This is a genomic window from Vallitalea sediminicola, assembly GCF_054408565.1.
Window position 1 is genome coordinate 33,033 of sequence record NZ_BTPT01000064.1, and the last position, 17,901, is coordinate 50,933.

Here is a 17,901-nt window from a genome sequence, read left to right on the forward strand (position 1 = left end):
CCCTTAATATGTTTAATACCATTTAATATTTATGATAATATTATAATCTTATCAATGTATCATGTCAATATAAAGTTAAATATAATTTAACTTTAGGCATTTAATTATTGATTGTTTAACAAAATTATACTATAATGATTAAAAGATTAATGGGAGGTATTTTTAATGTATAAGTCACTAGGGAATAAAATAAAACAAGCAAGAAAAGAATTACATATTACTCAGACACAATTAGCTGGACAAGATATGACTAAGAGTATGATTAGTCAAATTGAAAATAATGTGGCTACTCCTTCTATGAAAAATCTTAAAAGAATTGCTGATAGATTGAATAAACCAGTTTCTTTTTTTATCGAAGAAAATATGGGTAATGAAATATTACCTCTCAATACAATTAAATCTAAAATGAATAACATTACTCTATTAATGAATAATCTGAATTATGATGAAGCTGTAGAAGAATTGAATATACTACTATCAACCTATAATTTTACTAATTATGGTAAATTACATGGCGATATTCTATATAAATTAGGTGAATGCCTGGGATATATGAACTTATTTGACAAATGCGAAAAACAACTTGATAAAGCTATAAGAATCTATGATGAAAATCAATTATTCTCTAATTCAGCTATGGCATACATGGAAAAAATGAATAAACACTTAAATGATTTTAATTATCAAGCATGCTTACCTATTCTTGAAAGAGCTATGGACAAATATAATTCAACAATAATTAAAGACTATTTATTCGAACTTAATTATTTATTTGTAAAAGCAATGGTATATTCTGGCTTAGGTGATTTTGAGAATGCAATTAAGCTACTTGATGATGCTGTAGCTTTATCTAATGAAAAAAACATCTATTATAATTCAGACCTGATACATCAAACTTTGGCCTGCATTAATCTTATATGTAAAAACTATAGCTCATTTATATATAATATAAAAAAAGCAGAACAATTTTCTCTTTTTACTGAGGATACTTTCAGACTGTCACTTATCCACCTTAATTATGCCGAGTACGAGATTATAAAATCCAATCCCAATAGAGCTTTAGATTACCTTAATCTAATTAAGCACCCAAGAAAAGATTTGCAAGTATTTTATACCCTAGAAAAAGCAAAAATACATTATTTATTAGAAAACTATGATAAGAGCTTAGCTCTATTTGATACTATTAATTATAAGGATATAGAAGTTAATAAATTACATAAATATGACTATCTTTTTATGTGGTCCTCAAAAATATATCATGGTCTTGCTTTAATGAAAATAGGGAAATTAAAAGAAGCATTGGAACAAATGAATATAGGAATTTCGAAATTGGAAGTTTTCCGAAACTCCATATATCATGTATTTGCTTATAAGAGTATAAGTGAACTATTTAATTTATTGCATGACTACAAGACTGCATTTAAATATTTAAAATTAGCTAATGATATGGAAAAATCGCTGGAAGGATTACCTTATAAGTAATCCTTATTCTTTCTGAAGAAATCCAATTATATTTTTACTGCTTGGAATAATTTGTTTACCTTTTGAATTTCTTTTATTAATTCCTATTGCAGATATGTTCTTCTTATTTATTTGACCATCTATATTCAACTGTATAGTCTTTTGTTCTTTTTCAATAAAAGCCGTATCTATTATATAATCATCATCAGATAACTTAATTAGATTGACACCTCTAGCATTCCTTTTTTGATTAGGTATTTCATCAGTACTTATGATGAGTGCATATCCATTAGAAGTAATTGTTATCAATTGTTTTTCTTGATTCATCTTGATTACCTTAATTACACTATCATTATCATTTAATTTAGTTGCTGTTATTCTAGAACGTATGCTATTAAGTTCATGGCTTTCTATATGTTTAACCAACCCGTATTTTGTTACTAATAATAATTTGTCTTCAATGTGCAATTTATCAATCATTATTATGTTATTTTCATTGATCTTTGTTAAAACACTGATGGCAGTTCCTTTATCACTCAACTTGGTTTTCGGTATATCATCTACTTTTATTGTGTGTAGATATCCATCTTTATCAAATAAGGATATTTTATCCTTTGTTGTAGTATCAATTACACATTTCATCTCTGATAATATTTTATTTTTATTCTTATCAAAAGTAGTAGGTTCCACTGTTTTAATATAATTCTTGTCATCAACAAGCACATACACATTTTCCACTATATTCTCTTCTTTGACATTAACTGTTTCTAGATTCTTCAAAATAGTTTTGCGGTTAGTACTGTATTTTTCTGAAATCCTTTGAAGTTCAACTATTATAGTTTTATTTAGTTCTTTTTTATTACCTAGTATTTTTTCATATCGCTTAATTTTTCTCATGGTTTCTTTATATTGTTTTTCTACCTCTAATTTTTCAAGACCAACAAGTTTATATAATCTCATTTCCAATATTATAGTTGCTTGTCTATCTGTATAATCAAATTTCTTTGCTAGATTTTCGCTTTTTTTAGTCTTGAAATTTATGTCTGTAGTATCACCAGTTATCAAACATTTTTTGACTGCTTTAGCATTCTTGGCTCCACGAATTGCTTCAATAATAATATCAATCTCATCATAAGCCCTAAGTAAACCTTCTGTTCCTTCCTTTTTATCTAATTCTTTATTTAAAAGGAATTGATAGCGTTTAGTGTAGATTTCTTGTTGGAATTCTACAAATTTCTGTAAGCTTGATTTTAAGTTGAACAAATATGGTTTTTGCTTATGTAGTGCAAGCATATTAACACTAAAATTATCTTCTAATTTTGTTTTACTATATAGTTTATTCAATAAAATATAGGGATCTACATCTTTCTTGGTTTCAATAATTATTTCAATTTCTCCTCTAGAACTTTCATCTCTTATATCTTGTATCCCCGATATTTTTTTGTTTTTAACTAAATCTGCTAGATTTTCTATTAGATTAGCTTTATTGCCAATGAGGGTATATGGGATTTCTCTGATTATAATATCATGTTTTCCATTATCATTTTTTTTAATATCAATCTTTGCCCTAATTTTAATTTTACCTTTACCTGTTGTATACATGTCTTCTAATTCATCTTTATTAGCTATTACTCCTCCAGTGGGAAAATCAGGACCTTTGATATGTGTCATCAATTCTCTTATTGTAATATCTTCATTTTGAATATATGCTACAGTACCATCAATGATTTCACCTAAATTATGAGTTGGGAAATTAGTAGACATACCAACAGCGATACCTGTCATACCATTCACTAATGCATTAGGAAACTTAGCAGGTAATACAGTTGGTTCCTCTAATGTTTCATCAAAATTAGTTCTCATTTCAACTATATCTTTATCTATATCCTCCAACAATTCCAGTGAAATAGGCTTTAACCTAGCTTCTGTATACCTCATAGCAGCTGCTCCATCACCATCGATTGAACCAAAGTTACCATGACCATCAACAAGTTCTTGTTTATAAGTAAAATCTTGTGCCATTCTAACCATAGAATTATATATGGAGCCATCCCCATGTGGATGATACTTACCCATGGTATCACCAACAATACGTGCACATTTACGGTAAGGTTTATCAGGAGTGACATTTAGATCTTTCATAGCATATAATGTTCTTCTTTGAACAGGTTTTAGACCATCTCTGATATCCGGTAAAGCTCTAGCTGCAATAACACTCATTGCATAATCTATATATGATTGTTTCATTTCATCTTCATAATCGGTTATTACTATATTCTGTTTAGTAAAATCCGGTAATTTAATATTTTTTTTCATCATTAGCTTCCTTTCTCTATGAGTCTATATTAGCATTTTCAGCCTCGGCGTTTATGAATTCTCTCCTTGGAGGTACTTTTTCACCCATGAGCAATACTGTTGTCTCTTCTGCCTGAATAATATTCTCTATTTGTACTTTTTTAAGGGTTCTAGTTTCAGGATTCATAGTTGTATCCCACAACTGTTCTGCATTCATCTCTCCAAGACCTTTATAACGTTGAACTTCAATATTTTTTCTACTTATCTTTTTCAGTATTTTTTCTAACTGTCTATCATTATATGCATAGGATTCTTGTTTTGATGATTTTACCTTGTATAAAGGAGGCATGGCAAGATATATCTTGCCATTAATAATTAAATCTGGCATATGCTTATAGAAAAATGTTAATAATAATGTTGCTATATGCGCTCCATCAACATCTCCATCAGTCATTATTATAATCTTGTCATATCTTAATTTATCTATATTGAAGTCTTCACTTGATTTATTACCAAATAAACCATCACCGAATCCAGTACCAAGTGCATTAATTATTGATACTATTTCTTTATTTTCAAGGATTTTTCCAATTTTACTTCTTTCAGTATTTAGAACTTTACCTTTTAGTGGTAAAATTGCTTGATAACGTCTATCTCTGCCCTGTTTAGCAGAACCACCGGCAGAATCCCCTTCCACTAGGAATAACTCTGTTAAAACACCCTTTTTTTCATTTAGAGACAATCTACATGAAGCAAGTTTACCATTAGAAGAAACTTTGGATTGATTTTTCAATATATTATTTCTTGCATTAGCTTCTGTTTTTCTTATATTATGGGATCTAATTGCACTTTCAACAATTTTAGTAATTGTTTTTTCATTTCTATCACAGTATTGTTCCAATTGGGAAAAAGTTATATCAGAAACAATACCTTTTACTTCTGTATTTCCCAGTTTGGTTTTTGTTTGACCTTCAAATTGAGGTTCAGGTACTTTGACAGATACTATTGCTGTTAATCCATTTCTGACATCTTTTCCATCTAATGTACCTTTGCTTTTAAAAATTGACAGTTCTTTTGCATATTTGTTAACTATTCTAGTGAGGGCTAATTTGAATCCAGAAACGTGCATACCCTCTTCTTGAGTATTTATATTATTACAAAATGAGAATATATTTTCTGTAAAATCATTAGTGAATTGGAATGCAACCTCAACTACGATACCATCCTTAGCATCGGATAAAAATATAATATCATCATGTAGACTATTCTTATTATTGTTAATTTCTTTGATAAAACCAATAAGACCATCTTCCTCATGGTATATTATCTCTTCTTTATCAGGTAATGTATTATCTTTATAGATTATGGTTAATCCGCTATTCAAGAAAGCTATTTCTTTCATTCTTTTTTTTACAATATTGGGTTTGAATTTTACTGTATCAAATATTTGTTCGTCAGGTAAAAAAGTTATTTTTGTACCTCGTTTTCTAGTAGTTTTTATAGGTATCAAAGCCCCATTATCAAGGGGTGTTATTGCTTGTCCCCCATTTTCATAATTATCTATATATACTTTTCCACTTCTATATATTTCCACTGTAAACTTAGATGATAACGCATTAACAACAGATGCTCCAACTCCATGTAATCCTCCTGAATACTTATATGTATCTTGATCAAACTTACCACCTGCATGGAGTACAGTAAATATTATCCTTTCAGTCGATATTCCTCTTGGATAATCAGACTTAGGATAATCTTTTGTGTTATCATGTAAATCTATAGGAATACCGCTACCATTATCTTCAATACTTATAGAGTTATCCTCATTTAGTGTTATTGTTATCTGGTCACATATACCCGCTAGATGTTCATCGATACTATTATCTATTATCTCCCATATAAGATGATGTAATCCTCTGCTTCCAGTATTACCAATGTACATCCCTGGTCTTAATCTAACAGGTTCTAATCCTTCTAGTACCTTAATGTTTTTTCCGCTGTATTCTCTAGCCAATTAAAAAACTCCTTTCAAAAACAATATTCCATATTATACTAATGACTAATATATCAAATAATCAACTAATTATCAATTTTTTTCTTTTAATATATGAAAAATTTCCTTTTTATTTCCATTGAAATCTTTACACGTGTAGCCTCTTTCTTGTAATATGTATTTATATACGTAAAAATAAATGCAGAGTGTTAACCCTGCATGAATACTTCATTATTAATCTATATTTCCTTCATGTAAATCATTAACACTTACAACTTGATTATTTGCTGGAGCATCTAATATTTCTATTTCAGCTGTTTGTTCTTCTGGATTAATATTTTTTATCCACACAGAACAACCATTATAATTTACATCTATTACTCCTTTTGAGCCGAATATTTCCTGAGCCCTTCCAACATTCATATTATCATGCCCTTTCATGTTTAATAATAATATTATTAAGCATTAAGTGAAAAATATACATTAATCCATGATATAATCTTAACTATATGATTCTTCCATTTTATTATCTATTACTTTTTTAATAAAATATCCTATAATGATTCCTACTAGATATGCTGCTAAATCTGACCACAAAAAACCTTGACCTAATAAAATATGTCCTATACTTGTTCTACGAAAATTATCAATCCAAGGTCTATGATACAATTGGGTAACTTCTATTATATATGTAATAATTATACTCAAGCTGAATAAGAAAAAAGAGTTTTTATTATAGAAAATAATTGCTAGTATAAAAAATACCATCATAGCCCAAAAAATATCACCCATAAATAATGGGATTCCTTTAATTTCTCTTGATAATAAACCTAAAATAATTATTATCACTGTTGTTATTATGTAGAGTATTCTTTTCTTCATAGATTGTTCCTCCTATGTATATTACGATTTTTAATCATTAAGTACAGAGTAAAAATAATAGTCATAAATTAATAATTAAAGATGTATGATATTAATTACACACTTAAAATAATTATATATTCTAATGAAATTAGTGTCAATACGTATTCCCGATTAATTATTATATAAAAAATCGCAAAAAACAATGTCATATATTGTTTTTTGCGATTTTATTTATTTGATATTTTAATGTTTTATAGTAATTCAATTAAATTAATTGTCAGTAGTATAGAAACCTAATAAATCTAATATTTTCTCACCTAATTTTCTATTTTCACCGATATATGGGTAACAATGAATATGAATAGCAGGATTAAAATTCAATTCAATAATTCCATAATTATCATTAGCATCTCCAGTGATGTCTTGGGTTATCAAATCTACTCCCACTATAGAAGCACCAACTGCTTTTGCAGCATCTACTGCTATTGCCTTGAGAGAATGAGAGATATCATCTGTATAATCAATGCTATCACCACCTGTACTAATGTTTGAATTCTCTCTTAGATACACAATTTGATTATTTTCTAAAATAGAATCAAAGTCTAGTTCTTGTTGAGCTAAAAACATTTTTTCTGAGATATCCAATTTAATTTTCTCAAGAGGTTTTCTATATCCTTTGCCTCTTAGAGGATCTGTATTCTTTTGGGCGACTAATTCCCTTATAGAACTTTTACTATCTCCGATTACATTAGCAGGAACTCTTCTAAGTACTCCAACAACTTCATTATCAATTACGAAAACTCTATATTCTTTACCTTCAATAAATTCTTCTACTAAAATTGTACTATCCTTTTCTAATGCTAGTTTTAGTGCTGTCTCATAGTCTTGTTCCGTAAATATACTTTTAAAAATCGTTATACCAATACCAAAATTGGTTGAGTTAGGTTTTATAACTATATTTTTATCTTTATACTTATAATAATCGTCTATGGCTTTTTCAATATTAGTGTATACATCTCCTCCAGGCACTATTATTCCTGATTTTTCAAGAATCTTTTTAGTAACTAATTTATTCTCCATAATCAATACAGTACTATAAGTGTCTTTAGATGTTTTTGTTGCTTGTTTTACGTATTCTTTTTTTCCTCTATAAGATAATTCTATAAAGTTTTCATTTCGATCTAATATATTAACCTTAACTCCCCTTTTTATTGAATCTAACATCAAAATCTGAGTAGAGAGTTCCATATCTTCGTATCCAATAAAATTGAATTTTTGTGATTTACTATTTTCTAAATACTTAATCGCTTTATCTAAATGAAATTTTATGAAACCTTGTTGTTTTATCTGCCCGGACAATATACTTGAATATAGTTTTTCATGCTCTAATATCATCTCTTCATACTTATCAATAATACCATTGAGAAAATCTTTTTTTGTATCCATTAGTGCAATTATTTCCCTTAATGTACTGATAACCTCTAATGATAGAGATTCTACAGATGTTTTTTGCCCTTTATAAATAATTTCAAGATGTTTCTTTCTACCTTTATCTGCTACTTTCTGATTGTTCTTGATAGAATCATTGAACAATATTTCATCCATATAATCATCATCTACCAATACTGCGAATATCATAAATAAATGTATCAAATATAAATCATCCATACTGATTCCTAATTTAAATAAAGGATTAATATCCAATAAACGAAGTTCCAGATAATCTATACCATGCTCTTCTAAAGCACTTAAATTACCTTTATTGCTCTTAGGACGTATTACACTGTAATATTCTTTTGAACTAATCAAATTTCCAGAATCAATCAGCTTTCGAAGCCCTTCTATATAATCGTCCAAGCTATCTAGAGTTATATAAAAATTGTCAATATTATTGTATCCACATTTTCCGTTTCTTATAGATGCTGTAAAATCGCATTCAGAGTTATCTAGCTTACCTAATTTTGAACATTTTTTACAATAATCAATATATGATTCATGAATAGCTGGACTACTACCTAATAATCTAATGATGAACCAACTATACTTTGTTATGTTACGTACCATTTTCATGTATAATGTATCTTTGAATTCCCTGAATGTCGTATCCTTGGAAGTATTTTCATATAACTTATTCAGAAAACTATCTTTAAAGGAAAAATTATAATGTATACCAGAAATCATTTGTTTTTTCCTACCATATTTATTAGCTAAATATTCTCGATAAAGATTGGCATTGTCTTTAATAAGTATTTCATCTGTATTGTAATTAGCCAATGGTATATCTTTTTCTGCAGGCAAAATAGGTGGCAAACTTTGTGGCCATAATAATTCATCTTCCAAGCTTAATGATACCATGTTTTGTAGAGTTTCCAGAAAGCTGTATACCTCTTCTAATGAATCAACGGTTGGCGTTATCATCTCAACCTGGCTTTCTGAAAAATCTGTAGTAACATAAGGGTTCTCTAATTTATCTCCAAACAATTCAGGATGTGGTGTTATTGCTAACTTTCCATCATGATTAACTCGTATATTTTCTTTTTCTATACCAAAATTCCCAGATAATAAGTTTTTCCCTAGTTTATTAACTGTTATTAATTCCATTAATTCTTTGTTTAATTCAAGCATTGTTTCACTCCTTGTTTAGGGGCATAAATGAAAGTAACTCACTTTATTAAATACTTTATAGTATACGCCTTTTTATGTATATATCTACCTTTCTATATTATACATATATATTAATTTATATGAAAGGTTTTTTTATAAATATTTGAATATATAGATATACAATTATAAATAATAGAAAAAAGCTTTAATTTAGATTATGCTAAATTTAAAGCTTCTGAAACGGATTCTATTATTATTTTAGCTGGTGAAGCATATCAATCTCTACCTTTTATTGAATTGCTCCGAAAGGACAGCATGATTTTAATTCTTCAATTTCATCATTGTTCAATGTTTTCAACGAGGCTTTTTCAATAATTATTTCCTTATTTTTCTTAATATAAATGTCAGGATATTTCCTTGCACAGTTTCCGCATAATACACATATATTTTTATCTATAATAATCTCTTCATTATGTTCTTCTTCCTTGGCACTTATATCATCATTTCCTGTCCATAATTTCATGATTCTAGCCATAATGATTATTGCAATTAGTGTTAATATCCATCTAACAATCATATAATTGATACCCATGAATTTCGCTTCATTAATAAGCATTGGCAGTTTAATTACAGCCCAAGAACTAAGTATTATAACAATATTATCAATACTCGCCCCTTTTTTAACCAGTGTTTTACATACCGGAAATGCTGCATAAATAGGGCCAGCTGACAACGAACCAATAGCAAATGAAATTACTTTACCTTTTATTCCAGAACCATTTCCAAAATTATCCATAATAACTTTGGTTGGAACCCAAGTCTGAATAAGAGATGTTAATATGAATATGGGCGGTAGTATCTGAATCATTTCCAAAAAATAATACTTGCTTTCTTTTAATGCTCTTATTCCGACTTCACTATTAATGGTAAACACACAGGCATAACCAATAATAGCTATTAATAATATCTTATGGTTTAAAAGTTTTTTTATCATAATATTACCCCCAGACCTACAGCGATTATTATTGCAAAAATAAAGCTCAGTAGATTTCTTTTAACAGCAAATTTTCTACCAAATGTTTTACTTTCTAGGGGAAATGTAACGAATCCTACCATAGTCAATGTAGTTAAAAAAGCTGTCAAAGTAATTATACCTGCTCCATTAGCCTTAAGTGACCCAATAAGAGGAAAAGCTACAAATGCTGGAATTAAAGTTATTGTACCAACTAGAGCAGCACCTATTGTTGCAAAAAAGCCACTACCATTTCCTATTAAACTTTCAATTTTTTCTGGTGGTACAAGAGATAAAATAAGTCCGATTAACAGTAAAACACCTATTATATCAGATAGCATACCTTTCATCATACCTTTTGCACTTTTTATGGAATTCAATGTTTTTAGTCTATCTTTGAATAAAGATATGATAAGAGCACCTATAGCAATAATAAACAGAATAATAGTTGTCATTTATGTTCACTCCCTTATGATTATATAATAAGAAGTATAATGGTTTTTATTACAAATAACCGTAATAAATATTACAGCTCTTCAGAATATTTTCTAAAGGGCTGTAATATTTTAGCTTCATTCATTAATCATAAGGAACTCTTGATTAAAGCTATAGGTCACTTTTTAATTTTATGATGTCAAGTATTTCTATTATGTTATTATCATATTTAATCAACCCATCTTTTTTCATGTTAATCATTTCATTGGATAAAGCAGGTCTAGAAACTCCCAGCGTCTCTGCCATTTCTTTCCTAGAAACAGATAATTTAATCAATAGATTTTTTTGATTATTATATTCTTTTAATAAATAATTAATAACTTTTTTTCTGATAGTACTATAATTAATAAGTTTTATTTTATCGCTAAGATACACTAGTTGATCGGAAATTATCTTCAAATAATTACTCAAGAATATTTTATTTGTAAAACACAAGTCAATAATATCTTTATGATTTATAAAGATAATTGTAGTATCTCCACCCGCAATAAGTGTACTTGGAAAATATTTTGATTCTGAGAACACAAGCGCAAACCCAAGAAGGTGACCAGATAACATTTGTCTTACATTCATTTGTTTTCCATCTTGGTATAACTTATTTATTGTTAATGTCCCAGATAAAACAATCCCTACTTCATTTGCTTCTTCACCTTCTAAAGCAATTATTTCATCTTTACTATATTTTTTTATATTATAGTTAATATCTTTTAGTAAGAATTCTATCTCTTGTACAGTAAACTCACTAAACAATTCACAATGTTTTAATTTAAGGATATGTTCTTCCATAACAATTACCTCCTATTTAAATATTTAGTTATTTCTATTAGTATATAATTATGGTTGACATAATATTATTATGGTAAACCAACGGACGCATATATTAATATATTAATTTTTCGATTTCATCAAACATTCTGTTTTTATTAATAATTTGAATATAATTATCAAATGTAGTACTTGTTCGACTATGTCCAAGAATATCGCTGACAATTCTTACGGGTACCCCACTATCTAATAGATAAGTTGCAAAAGTATGTCTCAAGCTATGAGGCGTTATCTTTTTATTATTATTTCTTTTAGTATTAATTTCTGCTCTTTCTAATAAATCCTTTATTATTATAGTAATCCTTCTAGTAGAAATAGGTAAATCATCATCCGTTTTATAAAGAGAAGGAAATAAATATACGCTTTTATAAATTAATCTGTTCAACTTAATGTTTTCTCTAGCAGCTGATTTTTCTATGCGTTCTATAGCCGTTTTGTATTTGAAATATTCAAACATCAGTTTGCTATTTAATGGAATCCATCTAGTTTTATTTCCTTTACCCGTTACAGTTAGTAATTTACTTTCAAGGTTAATATCATCCCACATAACTTTTGCAGTTTCAGAAATTCTTAGTCCAGTATATAAAAATAAGTTGAACAAAAATCTATTTCTGATTTTATAATATGTATTATTATATTTATCTTCTAATATATCGTATTCTTTTCTAGTTTCAATACTTACATCATTTTCTAAAAATCTTAAAATCTTATTGATTTCATCTTTACTAAGTATAGGTTTTTCTCTGGTAGCATCGACTTTAAGAGATTTTAATTTATGAGTTACACTAATATGAACTAGTTCTTCTTCATTAGCAAACTTGAACAAACCCGTTAATGTATTTCTTTTTGCATTAATACTTCTTGTCTGATAATTATATTCATCTTTATCAATTTCTTCTAAAAAACTATCTACAACTTTTTTTATATTATCTTCTTCAATATACTGTGTTCCTCTATTTTCTATTATAAAATTTATGAATTGATTAAGCGTGACTTTATAATTTTTAATAGTAGCATTAGAAAGTCTATTTATTTTTAGATGGTTAATGTATTTTTCTATTATCATTGTCATATCAATAATATTAGGTTCAAGATTCATAATTTATTTCTCCTTTATTTGTAAATATCAGTTCTTGTTTACATAATATATTTATGGTAAACCATTCGTATGCCAAGGGGTATTATCATATCCATTTTAATTTTACATTGTTATATGATGCTGTTCATATAGTAAATAATATAAGAACTTCAATAAAATATCTAAAAACAGCATATTTACTAGGGTTAAGACTTATTCTTATATTGTAAATATGCTACATAATAAATGAGTTCGTATATTTAACTGTGTCGAGTTCGTATATTTTACAAGATATGATGATATATATAAAGTCAAAAAAACATCAACTCGTAAATTGACATTTTCGACCTTCATAAAATATTACACATCTTTATTCCACTTTCGCACCAAAAGAGGTAGCTAATAACATACACCCTGCTATATCCAGTTTTACATTATGTAAATCTAGTTCTGATAGATTTATTCCTTCAATAATTGCTTCTCTGAAATCACAACCCTTTAATTTAGCTTTATGTAAATTAGTATAACTTAGCTTTGCTCCATTGAATATAACTTTTTCCAAATTACATCCAGTCAGATCAGCTCTAGTTAAATTAACTTCACTAAGATCCAATCCTTTGAAATCATGAAATTTCAGGTTGGTATATGAAAAATCACCTCTAACTATAACCACCCCCAATAAATTAGATTCATCAAATGTAGAACCTACCATTTTACAATCAGTAAATTTAGCTCCGAATAAATCAGCAAAACCAAACTTACAATTTAGAAATGCAGAATTCTTTATATCTGATACATTAAGTCTTGAAGATTTAAAATCACATTTTATGAATTCACAACTCTTGATAATTGATTCATCTAATTTAGCATTTCTAAAAGTACAATTAGTGAACGAAGATTTATGTATGTCCAAGAACTCCAAATTTATATCATTGAAATCGCAATCCTCGTATTTATTGTTGCTTGTTATTTTCATTAATTATTCTTTCCTCTCATATTCACAACTACATATTTCTTATTTTTTTTAATAAACTAGTAAAATAATTTGGTAAAGGAGCTTCAAATTCCATATACTCTTTGGTAGTAGGATGTACAAACCCTAATACTCTAGCATGTAGAGCTTGTCCTTTTAGTTTGAACCTATCACTTTTAGGTCCATAAACTGGATCACCCAATAAAGGATGATTTATATTTGTCATATGAACTCTAATCTGGTGGGTTCTTCCAGTTTCAAGTTGTAACTCAACATAAGTAAAATGGTTAATCCTTTCAATAACTCTGTAATGTGTTATTGCTTCTTTTCCACTAATAGGATTAATCGCCATTCTTTTACGATTAACTTGATGGCGACCTACAGGCTCATTGATTATACCTTCATCTTCTTTTACATTATTATAAACTATCGCATTATATTTTCTAGTTATTGTATGCTCTTTTAATTGTTTAGCTATACTTTCGTGAGCATTATCATTCTTACATACTATGAGCACACCTGATGTATCTTTGTCTATACGATGAACTATGCCAGGTCTCATTACTCCATTAATTCCTGACAAGTCTTCTTTGCAATGGTACATGATAGCGTTAACCAACGTTCCTGTATAATGACCTGGCGCAGGATGAACAACCATACCTTGAGGTTTATTAACTAGTATTACATCTTTATCTTCATATACAATATCAAGAGGTATATTCTCTGCAACAATATCAAGCTCTTTCGGTTCAGGTATAACAATTATTATTTCATCTTCTAATCTTAATTTATAATTTGATTTTATCACATTATTATTTACAGTAAGATTATTTTCTTTTATTAATTTTTGGATAAATGACCTAGAATACTCTGGCAACCTATCTGTTAAATATTTATCTATTCTTATTCCAACATCTTCTATTTGAATCAAAAATGTATAACTGTTCATTATTTATTACTCCTCTTCATAAAAGCAAAATCTTCATCTTTGTATTTAAAAATCATCAATGCTATTAATAAAATAGCACCAACAACTACATAGCAGTCAGCCATATTAAATACTGGAAAATCTATTAACTTAAAATATAACATGTCAACAACATATTTTAATCTAATTCTATCTGCAAAATTACCAATAGCTCCAGCTATAAATAAAATCATAGTAAATCTAATAGGATAATATTTTTTGCTTTTTGGTATTTTGTTATAAAAATAAAATATACCGATTAGAATGATTGTCGTAAATATTATAAACAACCAGATTTGTTCTTGTAACATACCAAATGCTGCTCCTGGGTTTTTTACGTAAGTTAAACCAAAGATATCATTTAGTATTGGGATATATGTTCCTTCAGAAATATTCACCACTGTTAAATACTTTGTTAATTGGTCTAAAGCTATAAGTAATAAAACACTTATGGACATTACTATCATTATATATCTCCTTATATAATATATTTAATTGCTTTAATTATTGCTTCTTTGTCAAGATCATTTCTAATTTCACATGATCCTATTCCATCCAGTAGTATAAAATTCAATTCATTGTTTTTAGTTTTTTTGTCATGATATAATTCATCAAATATTGTATGTTCATCTAACTTATCTATTTTTATTGGTAATTCAAAACTTTGTATACAAGATTTTATATCATCTAATTCGTTACTATCTATCTGATTTAATAAATAAGATAGAAATGCTGCTGATACCATGCCTAGAGCCACACATTCACCATGCAACAGATTAAAATCAAATAATCTCTCAACAGCATGACCAATTGTATGACCAAAATTAAGAGTAGCCCTAATCCCTTTTTCTTTTTCATCCATTGAAACAACATCACTTTTTATAACACAAGATTCATATATAAGTTGTTCCATAATTCCATGGTCTAGATTCATTATTCTTGAACTATTTGCTTTAATAAAATTAAAATATTCTTTACTGGCTATCAGTCCATGTTTTATAATTTCACCCATCCCAGCACTTATTTCTCTCTTAGGTAATGTTAACAATGTATTAGTATTAATGTATACTAATTTAGGCTGATGGAACGCACCAATAATATTTTTATAGCCATCAAAATCTACTCCTGTCTTACCCCCGATACTACTATCTACTTGGGAAAGTAAAGTTGTTGGTATCTGAATAAAGTTATTACCTCGCATATAAGTGGCTGAGGCATATCCAACCATATCACCCGTAACACCACCACCAAGAGCGATTAGATAAGATTCTCTATCAAGCTTTTCTTGTATCATTTTCTTATATATCGTATTAATTGTTTCTAGATTCTTATTAGCTTCACCATGTGGAATTATTATAAAAGATAACTTATCAGTTATTTTAGATAATATATTACATACCTCATCTAAATATAATTTACTGACATTATCATCTGTTATTATGCATACCTTCTTATTATTCATACCAACATTTGAAAGGTGATCTTGTAGCGAATCAAAATTATTACTAATGATAATATTATAGTTATTTGTTGTTGTTTTCACTTTAATTTGTTTCATAATTTTAGTCATTCCTTTTTTTTACACCATGATGATAGTGCAATATTAGTAGATTATGTAGAAAGTTAAACTTCATATTGATTAAAAGAAAAGTCCTAGAGGACAGCCTCTCGAACTTTATTTTAGCATAAGAAAGTTAAATTTACTATAAAAACATACTTTTTCTTATTCATTATCTATTTGATTTATTGATATATCATTTATTTCAGTTGCAGCGGCTTCTTCTATAGAAGTCTTAGCAATAATAGCTTCAATATCAATTGGTCTGTTTTCTAAAGTATTACTATTAGTCAATTCAAGCTGCGCTTTTAGAAATTGTCTAATTTGTATTTTAGATGCATTGTACTGCTGAATAAGTTCCTCTTTTTTTTGACTTATTCTATAAACTTCAGTTCTAGCGTCTTCAACTATTGTTTGAGCCTTGACTTCAGCTTCTTTTTCAATTATTTCAGCTCTTTTATGAGCATTGGATTTGGTTTCTTCAGCAGTTTTCTCAGCTAGCAATAAAGTATTTTTAAGGGTTTCCTCAATAGTTTTATAATACTTTATTCCTTCATTTAATAAGTTAACTTTATCCTTTAATTCAATATTTTCTTTGTACATTTTTTCATAATCTGTCAAAATTTCTGCTAGTGCGTTTTTTACTTCAGCTGGAGAATAACCAAATAATGATTTTTTAAAACTTTTCCCCTCAATGTCTAAAGGTGTTAACATATCATTCCTCCTAAGTATATCTTTTTAGTTCAATATAAATCCTATCTTTTTTAGTTCTGCTACCTATATCATAGAATAAGAATTTACCAATACCCCTAACAGACACTATATCTCCCTGTGATAAATTATAAGAAGGAGATAAGATCAATTTACTATTTACATAAACATTTTTATTCTTTATTAATGCTAATGCTTTGCCTCTAGATAAGGGGAAAGCTAATGAAACCAAAGAATCCAATCTAATAGATGAAACTGTTCCTTTTATTTGTTGAAAACTTGGAGTCAATATTTCTTGGGGTAGAACATGTATTTTTTTTATATCAACTACTGTTTGCTTCACTTTTTCTAAATTAGATATTATAAAATCAGATACTGGTTTTATAACAAATACAATTGCAAAATTATCTTTGACTATTATATCTCCTATTTTAGTTCTTGTGATACCAAGATTCAGTATGGCACCTAAAAAATCACGGTGAGTCAAATTATTGGAAAACTTCTGATTCTTAGGAGAGATTTCCAATAATTCTATAGGATAGTTGATATTATCATTTTCAATATATTCTGGATAAAATGCTATAATTTTTCTTTCGCTATAATCATAACCACCATAAAAAATATGATTAATTTCTGATAATTGATTTCTGTTAGAAATAAATAAGCTTTGCTCATGAATGTTCAAGAAATCTGTAAACATATTAATTTGCCTTAATGATGCAAGTTTACCTTTATCAATAATTTTATTAACAATTAAAGTTTCTTCATTTTTAGCTAACATAAGAATAACCTACTTCATTAAGGTATTTACTAGAGATTGTAATATTCTAAGTAATAAAAACGCAATCAAAGGTGAAAAATCTAAAACATTCCCTTTTCCACCGAAGATTGATTTCTCAATAAGTTTTTTAATTGGAGCTAAAATTGGTTCAGTTATTTGAATTACAAATTTTGCGAAGGGATTATTATATGCTCTTGGAACCCATGATAATAGTACTCTTACTAAAATCAGTATTTCTAAAGCATACAAAAATAACTCTATAGTTCTTAATGCGTAATACATGG

The 17,901-nt window shown here is 27.9% G+C and carries 17 protein-coding genes; 1 reads left to right on the forward strand and 16 read right to left on the reverse strand.

Features of this window, described 5'->3' with window-relative positions; translation table 11 throughout:
* The first annotated feature begins 165 nt into the window (after positions 1-165).
* Positions 166-1,482, forward strand: coding sequence for a helix-turn-helix domain-containing protein (locus tag ACX6CF_RS21375; protein ID WP_458787401.1), 1,317 nt, complete (start codon positions 166-168; stop codon positions 1,480-1,482).
* A gap of 3 nt (positions 1,483-1,485) precedes the next feature.
* Here ACX6CF_RS21375 and ACX6CF_RS21380 read toward each other — a convergent pair whose 3' ends face one another.
* The 16 genes from ACX6CF_RS21380 to ACX6CF_RS21455 all read right to left on the reverse strand — a co-directional run bounded on the left by ACX6CF_RS21380 (position 1,486) and on the right by ACX6CF_RS21455 (position 17,899).
* Positions 1,486-3,777, reverse strand: a complete 2,292-nt coding sequence (locus ACX6CF_RS21380) for a DNA gyrase/topoisomerase IV subunit A (protein WP_458787402.1) — start codon at positions 3,775-3,777, stop codon at positions 1,486-1,488.
* A 16-nt stretch (positions 3,778-3,793) separates the two neighbouring features.
* A complete protein-coding gene (locus ACX6CF_RS21385) occupies positions 3,794-5,770 on the reverse strand; it encodes a DNA gyrase/topoisomerase IV subunit B (protein ID WP_458787403.1) in 1,977 nt (658 codons plus the stop codon).
* A gap of 213 nt (positions 5,771-5,983) precedes the next feature.
* Complete coding sequence (locus ACX6CF_RS21390) at positions 5,984-6,172, reverse strand: H-type small acid-soluble spore protein (protein WP_458787404.1); 189 nt, start codon at positions 6,170-6,172, stop codon at positions 5,984-5,986.
* A gap of 78 nt (positions 6,173-6,250) precedes the next feature.
* Positions 6,251-6,631 carry a ribosomal maturation YjgA family protein gene (locus ACX6CF_RS21395; protein WP_458787405.1) on the reverse strand — a complete coding sequence of 127 codons (381 nt, stop codon included), beginning with the start codon at positions 6,629-6,631 and terminating at the stop codon, positions 6,251-6,253.
* Positions 6,632-6,883: 252 nt separating this feature from the next.
* Positions 6,884-9,238, reverse strand: a complete 2,355-nt coding sequence (gshAB, locus tag ACX6CF_RS21400; RefSeq protein ID WP_458787406.1) for a bifunctional glutamate--cysteine ligase GshA/glutathione synthetase GshB — start codon at positions 9,236-9,238, stop codon at positions 6,884-6,886.
* A gap of 268 nt (positions 9,239-9,506) precedes the next feature.
* On the reverse strand, positions 9,507-10,211 hold the full coding sequence (locus ACX6CF_RS21405) for a permease (protein ID WP_458787407.1): 705 nt from the start codon (positions 10,209-10,211) through the stop codon (positions 9,507-9,509).
* Positions 10,208-10,684 (reverse strand): hypothetical protein, encoded by a 477-nt coding sequence (locus ACX6CF_RS21410; protein WP_458787408.1) that lies wholly within the window; start codon positions 10,682-10,684, stop codon positions 10,208-10,210. Before ACX6CF_RS21410 ends, ACX6CF_RS21405 begins: the two co-directional genes overlap by 4 nt.
* 151 nt (positions 10,685-10,835) lie before the next feature.
* Positions 10,836-11,510 carry a Crp/Fnr family transcriptional regulator gene (locus tag ACX6CF_RS21415; RefSeq protein ID WP_458787409.1) on the reverse strand — a complete coding sequence of 225 codons (675 nt, stop codon included), beginning with the start codon at positions 11,508-11,510 and terminating at the stop codon, positions 10,836-10,838.
* A gap of 94 nt (positions 11,511-11,604) precedes the next feature.
* Positions 11,605-12,648, reverse strand: a complete 1,044-nt coding sequence (locus ACX6CF_RS21420) for a tyrosine-type recombinase/integrase (protein ID WP_458787410.1) — start codon at positions 12,646-12,648, stop codon at positions 11,605-11,607.
* A gap of 349 nt (positions 12,649-12,997) precedes the next feature.
* The gene (locus ACX6CF_RS21425; RefSeq protein ID WP_458787411.1) at positions 12,998-13,603 is read right to left on the reverse strand and encodes a pentapeptide repeat-containing protein; all 606 of its coding nucleotides are present in this window, start codon (positions 13,601-13,603) and stop codon (positions 12,998-13,000) included.
* Between the two features lie 28 nt (positions 13,604-13,631).
* Positions 13,632-14,549 (reverse strand): RluA family pseudouridine synthase, encoded by a 918-nt coding sequence (locus tag ACX6CF_RS21430; RefSeq protein WP_458787412.1) that lies wholly within the window; start codon positions 14,547-14,549, stop codon positions 13,632-13,634.
* A complete protein-coding gene (gene lspA / locus ACX6CF_RS21435) occupies positions 14,549-15,034 on the reverse strand; it encodes a signal peptidase II (RefSeq protein ID WP_458787413.1) in 486 nt (161 codons plus the stop codon). Before lspA ends, ACX6CF_RS21430 begins: the two co-directional genes overlap by 1 nt.
* A gap of 11 nt (positions 15,035-15,045) precedes the next feature.
* A complete protein-coding gene (gene aroB, locus ACX6CF_RS21440; protein WP_458787414.1) occupies positions 15,046-16,125 on the reverse strand; it encodes a 3-dehydroquinate synthase in 1,080 nt (359 codons plus the stop codon).
* Between the two features lie 165 nt (positions 16,126-16,290).
* Positions 16,291-16,839 (reverse strand): DivIVA domain-containing protein, encoded by a 549-nt coding sequence (locus ACX6CF_RS21445; protein ID WP_458787415.1) that lies wholly within the window; start codon positions 16,837-16,839, stop codon positions 16,291-16,293.
* A 10-nt stretch (positions 16,840-16,849) separates the two neighbouring features.
* On the reverse strand, positions 16,850-17,617 hold the full coding sequence (locus ACX6CF_RS21450) for a YlmH family RNA-binding protein (protein ID WP_458787416.1): 768 nt from the start codon (positions 17,615-17,617) through the stop codon (positions 16,850-16,852).
* Between the two features lie 9 nt (positions 17,618-17,626).
* On the reverse strand, positions 17,627-17,899 hold the full coding sequence (locus ACX6CF_RS21455; protein ID WP_458787417.1) for a YggT family protein: 273 nt from the start codon (positions 17,897-17,899) through the stop codon (positions 17,627-17,629).
* Between the last annotated feature and the right edge of the window lie 2 nt (positions 17,900-17,901).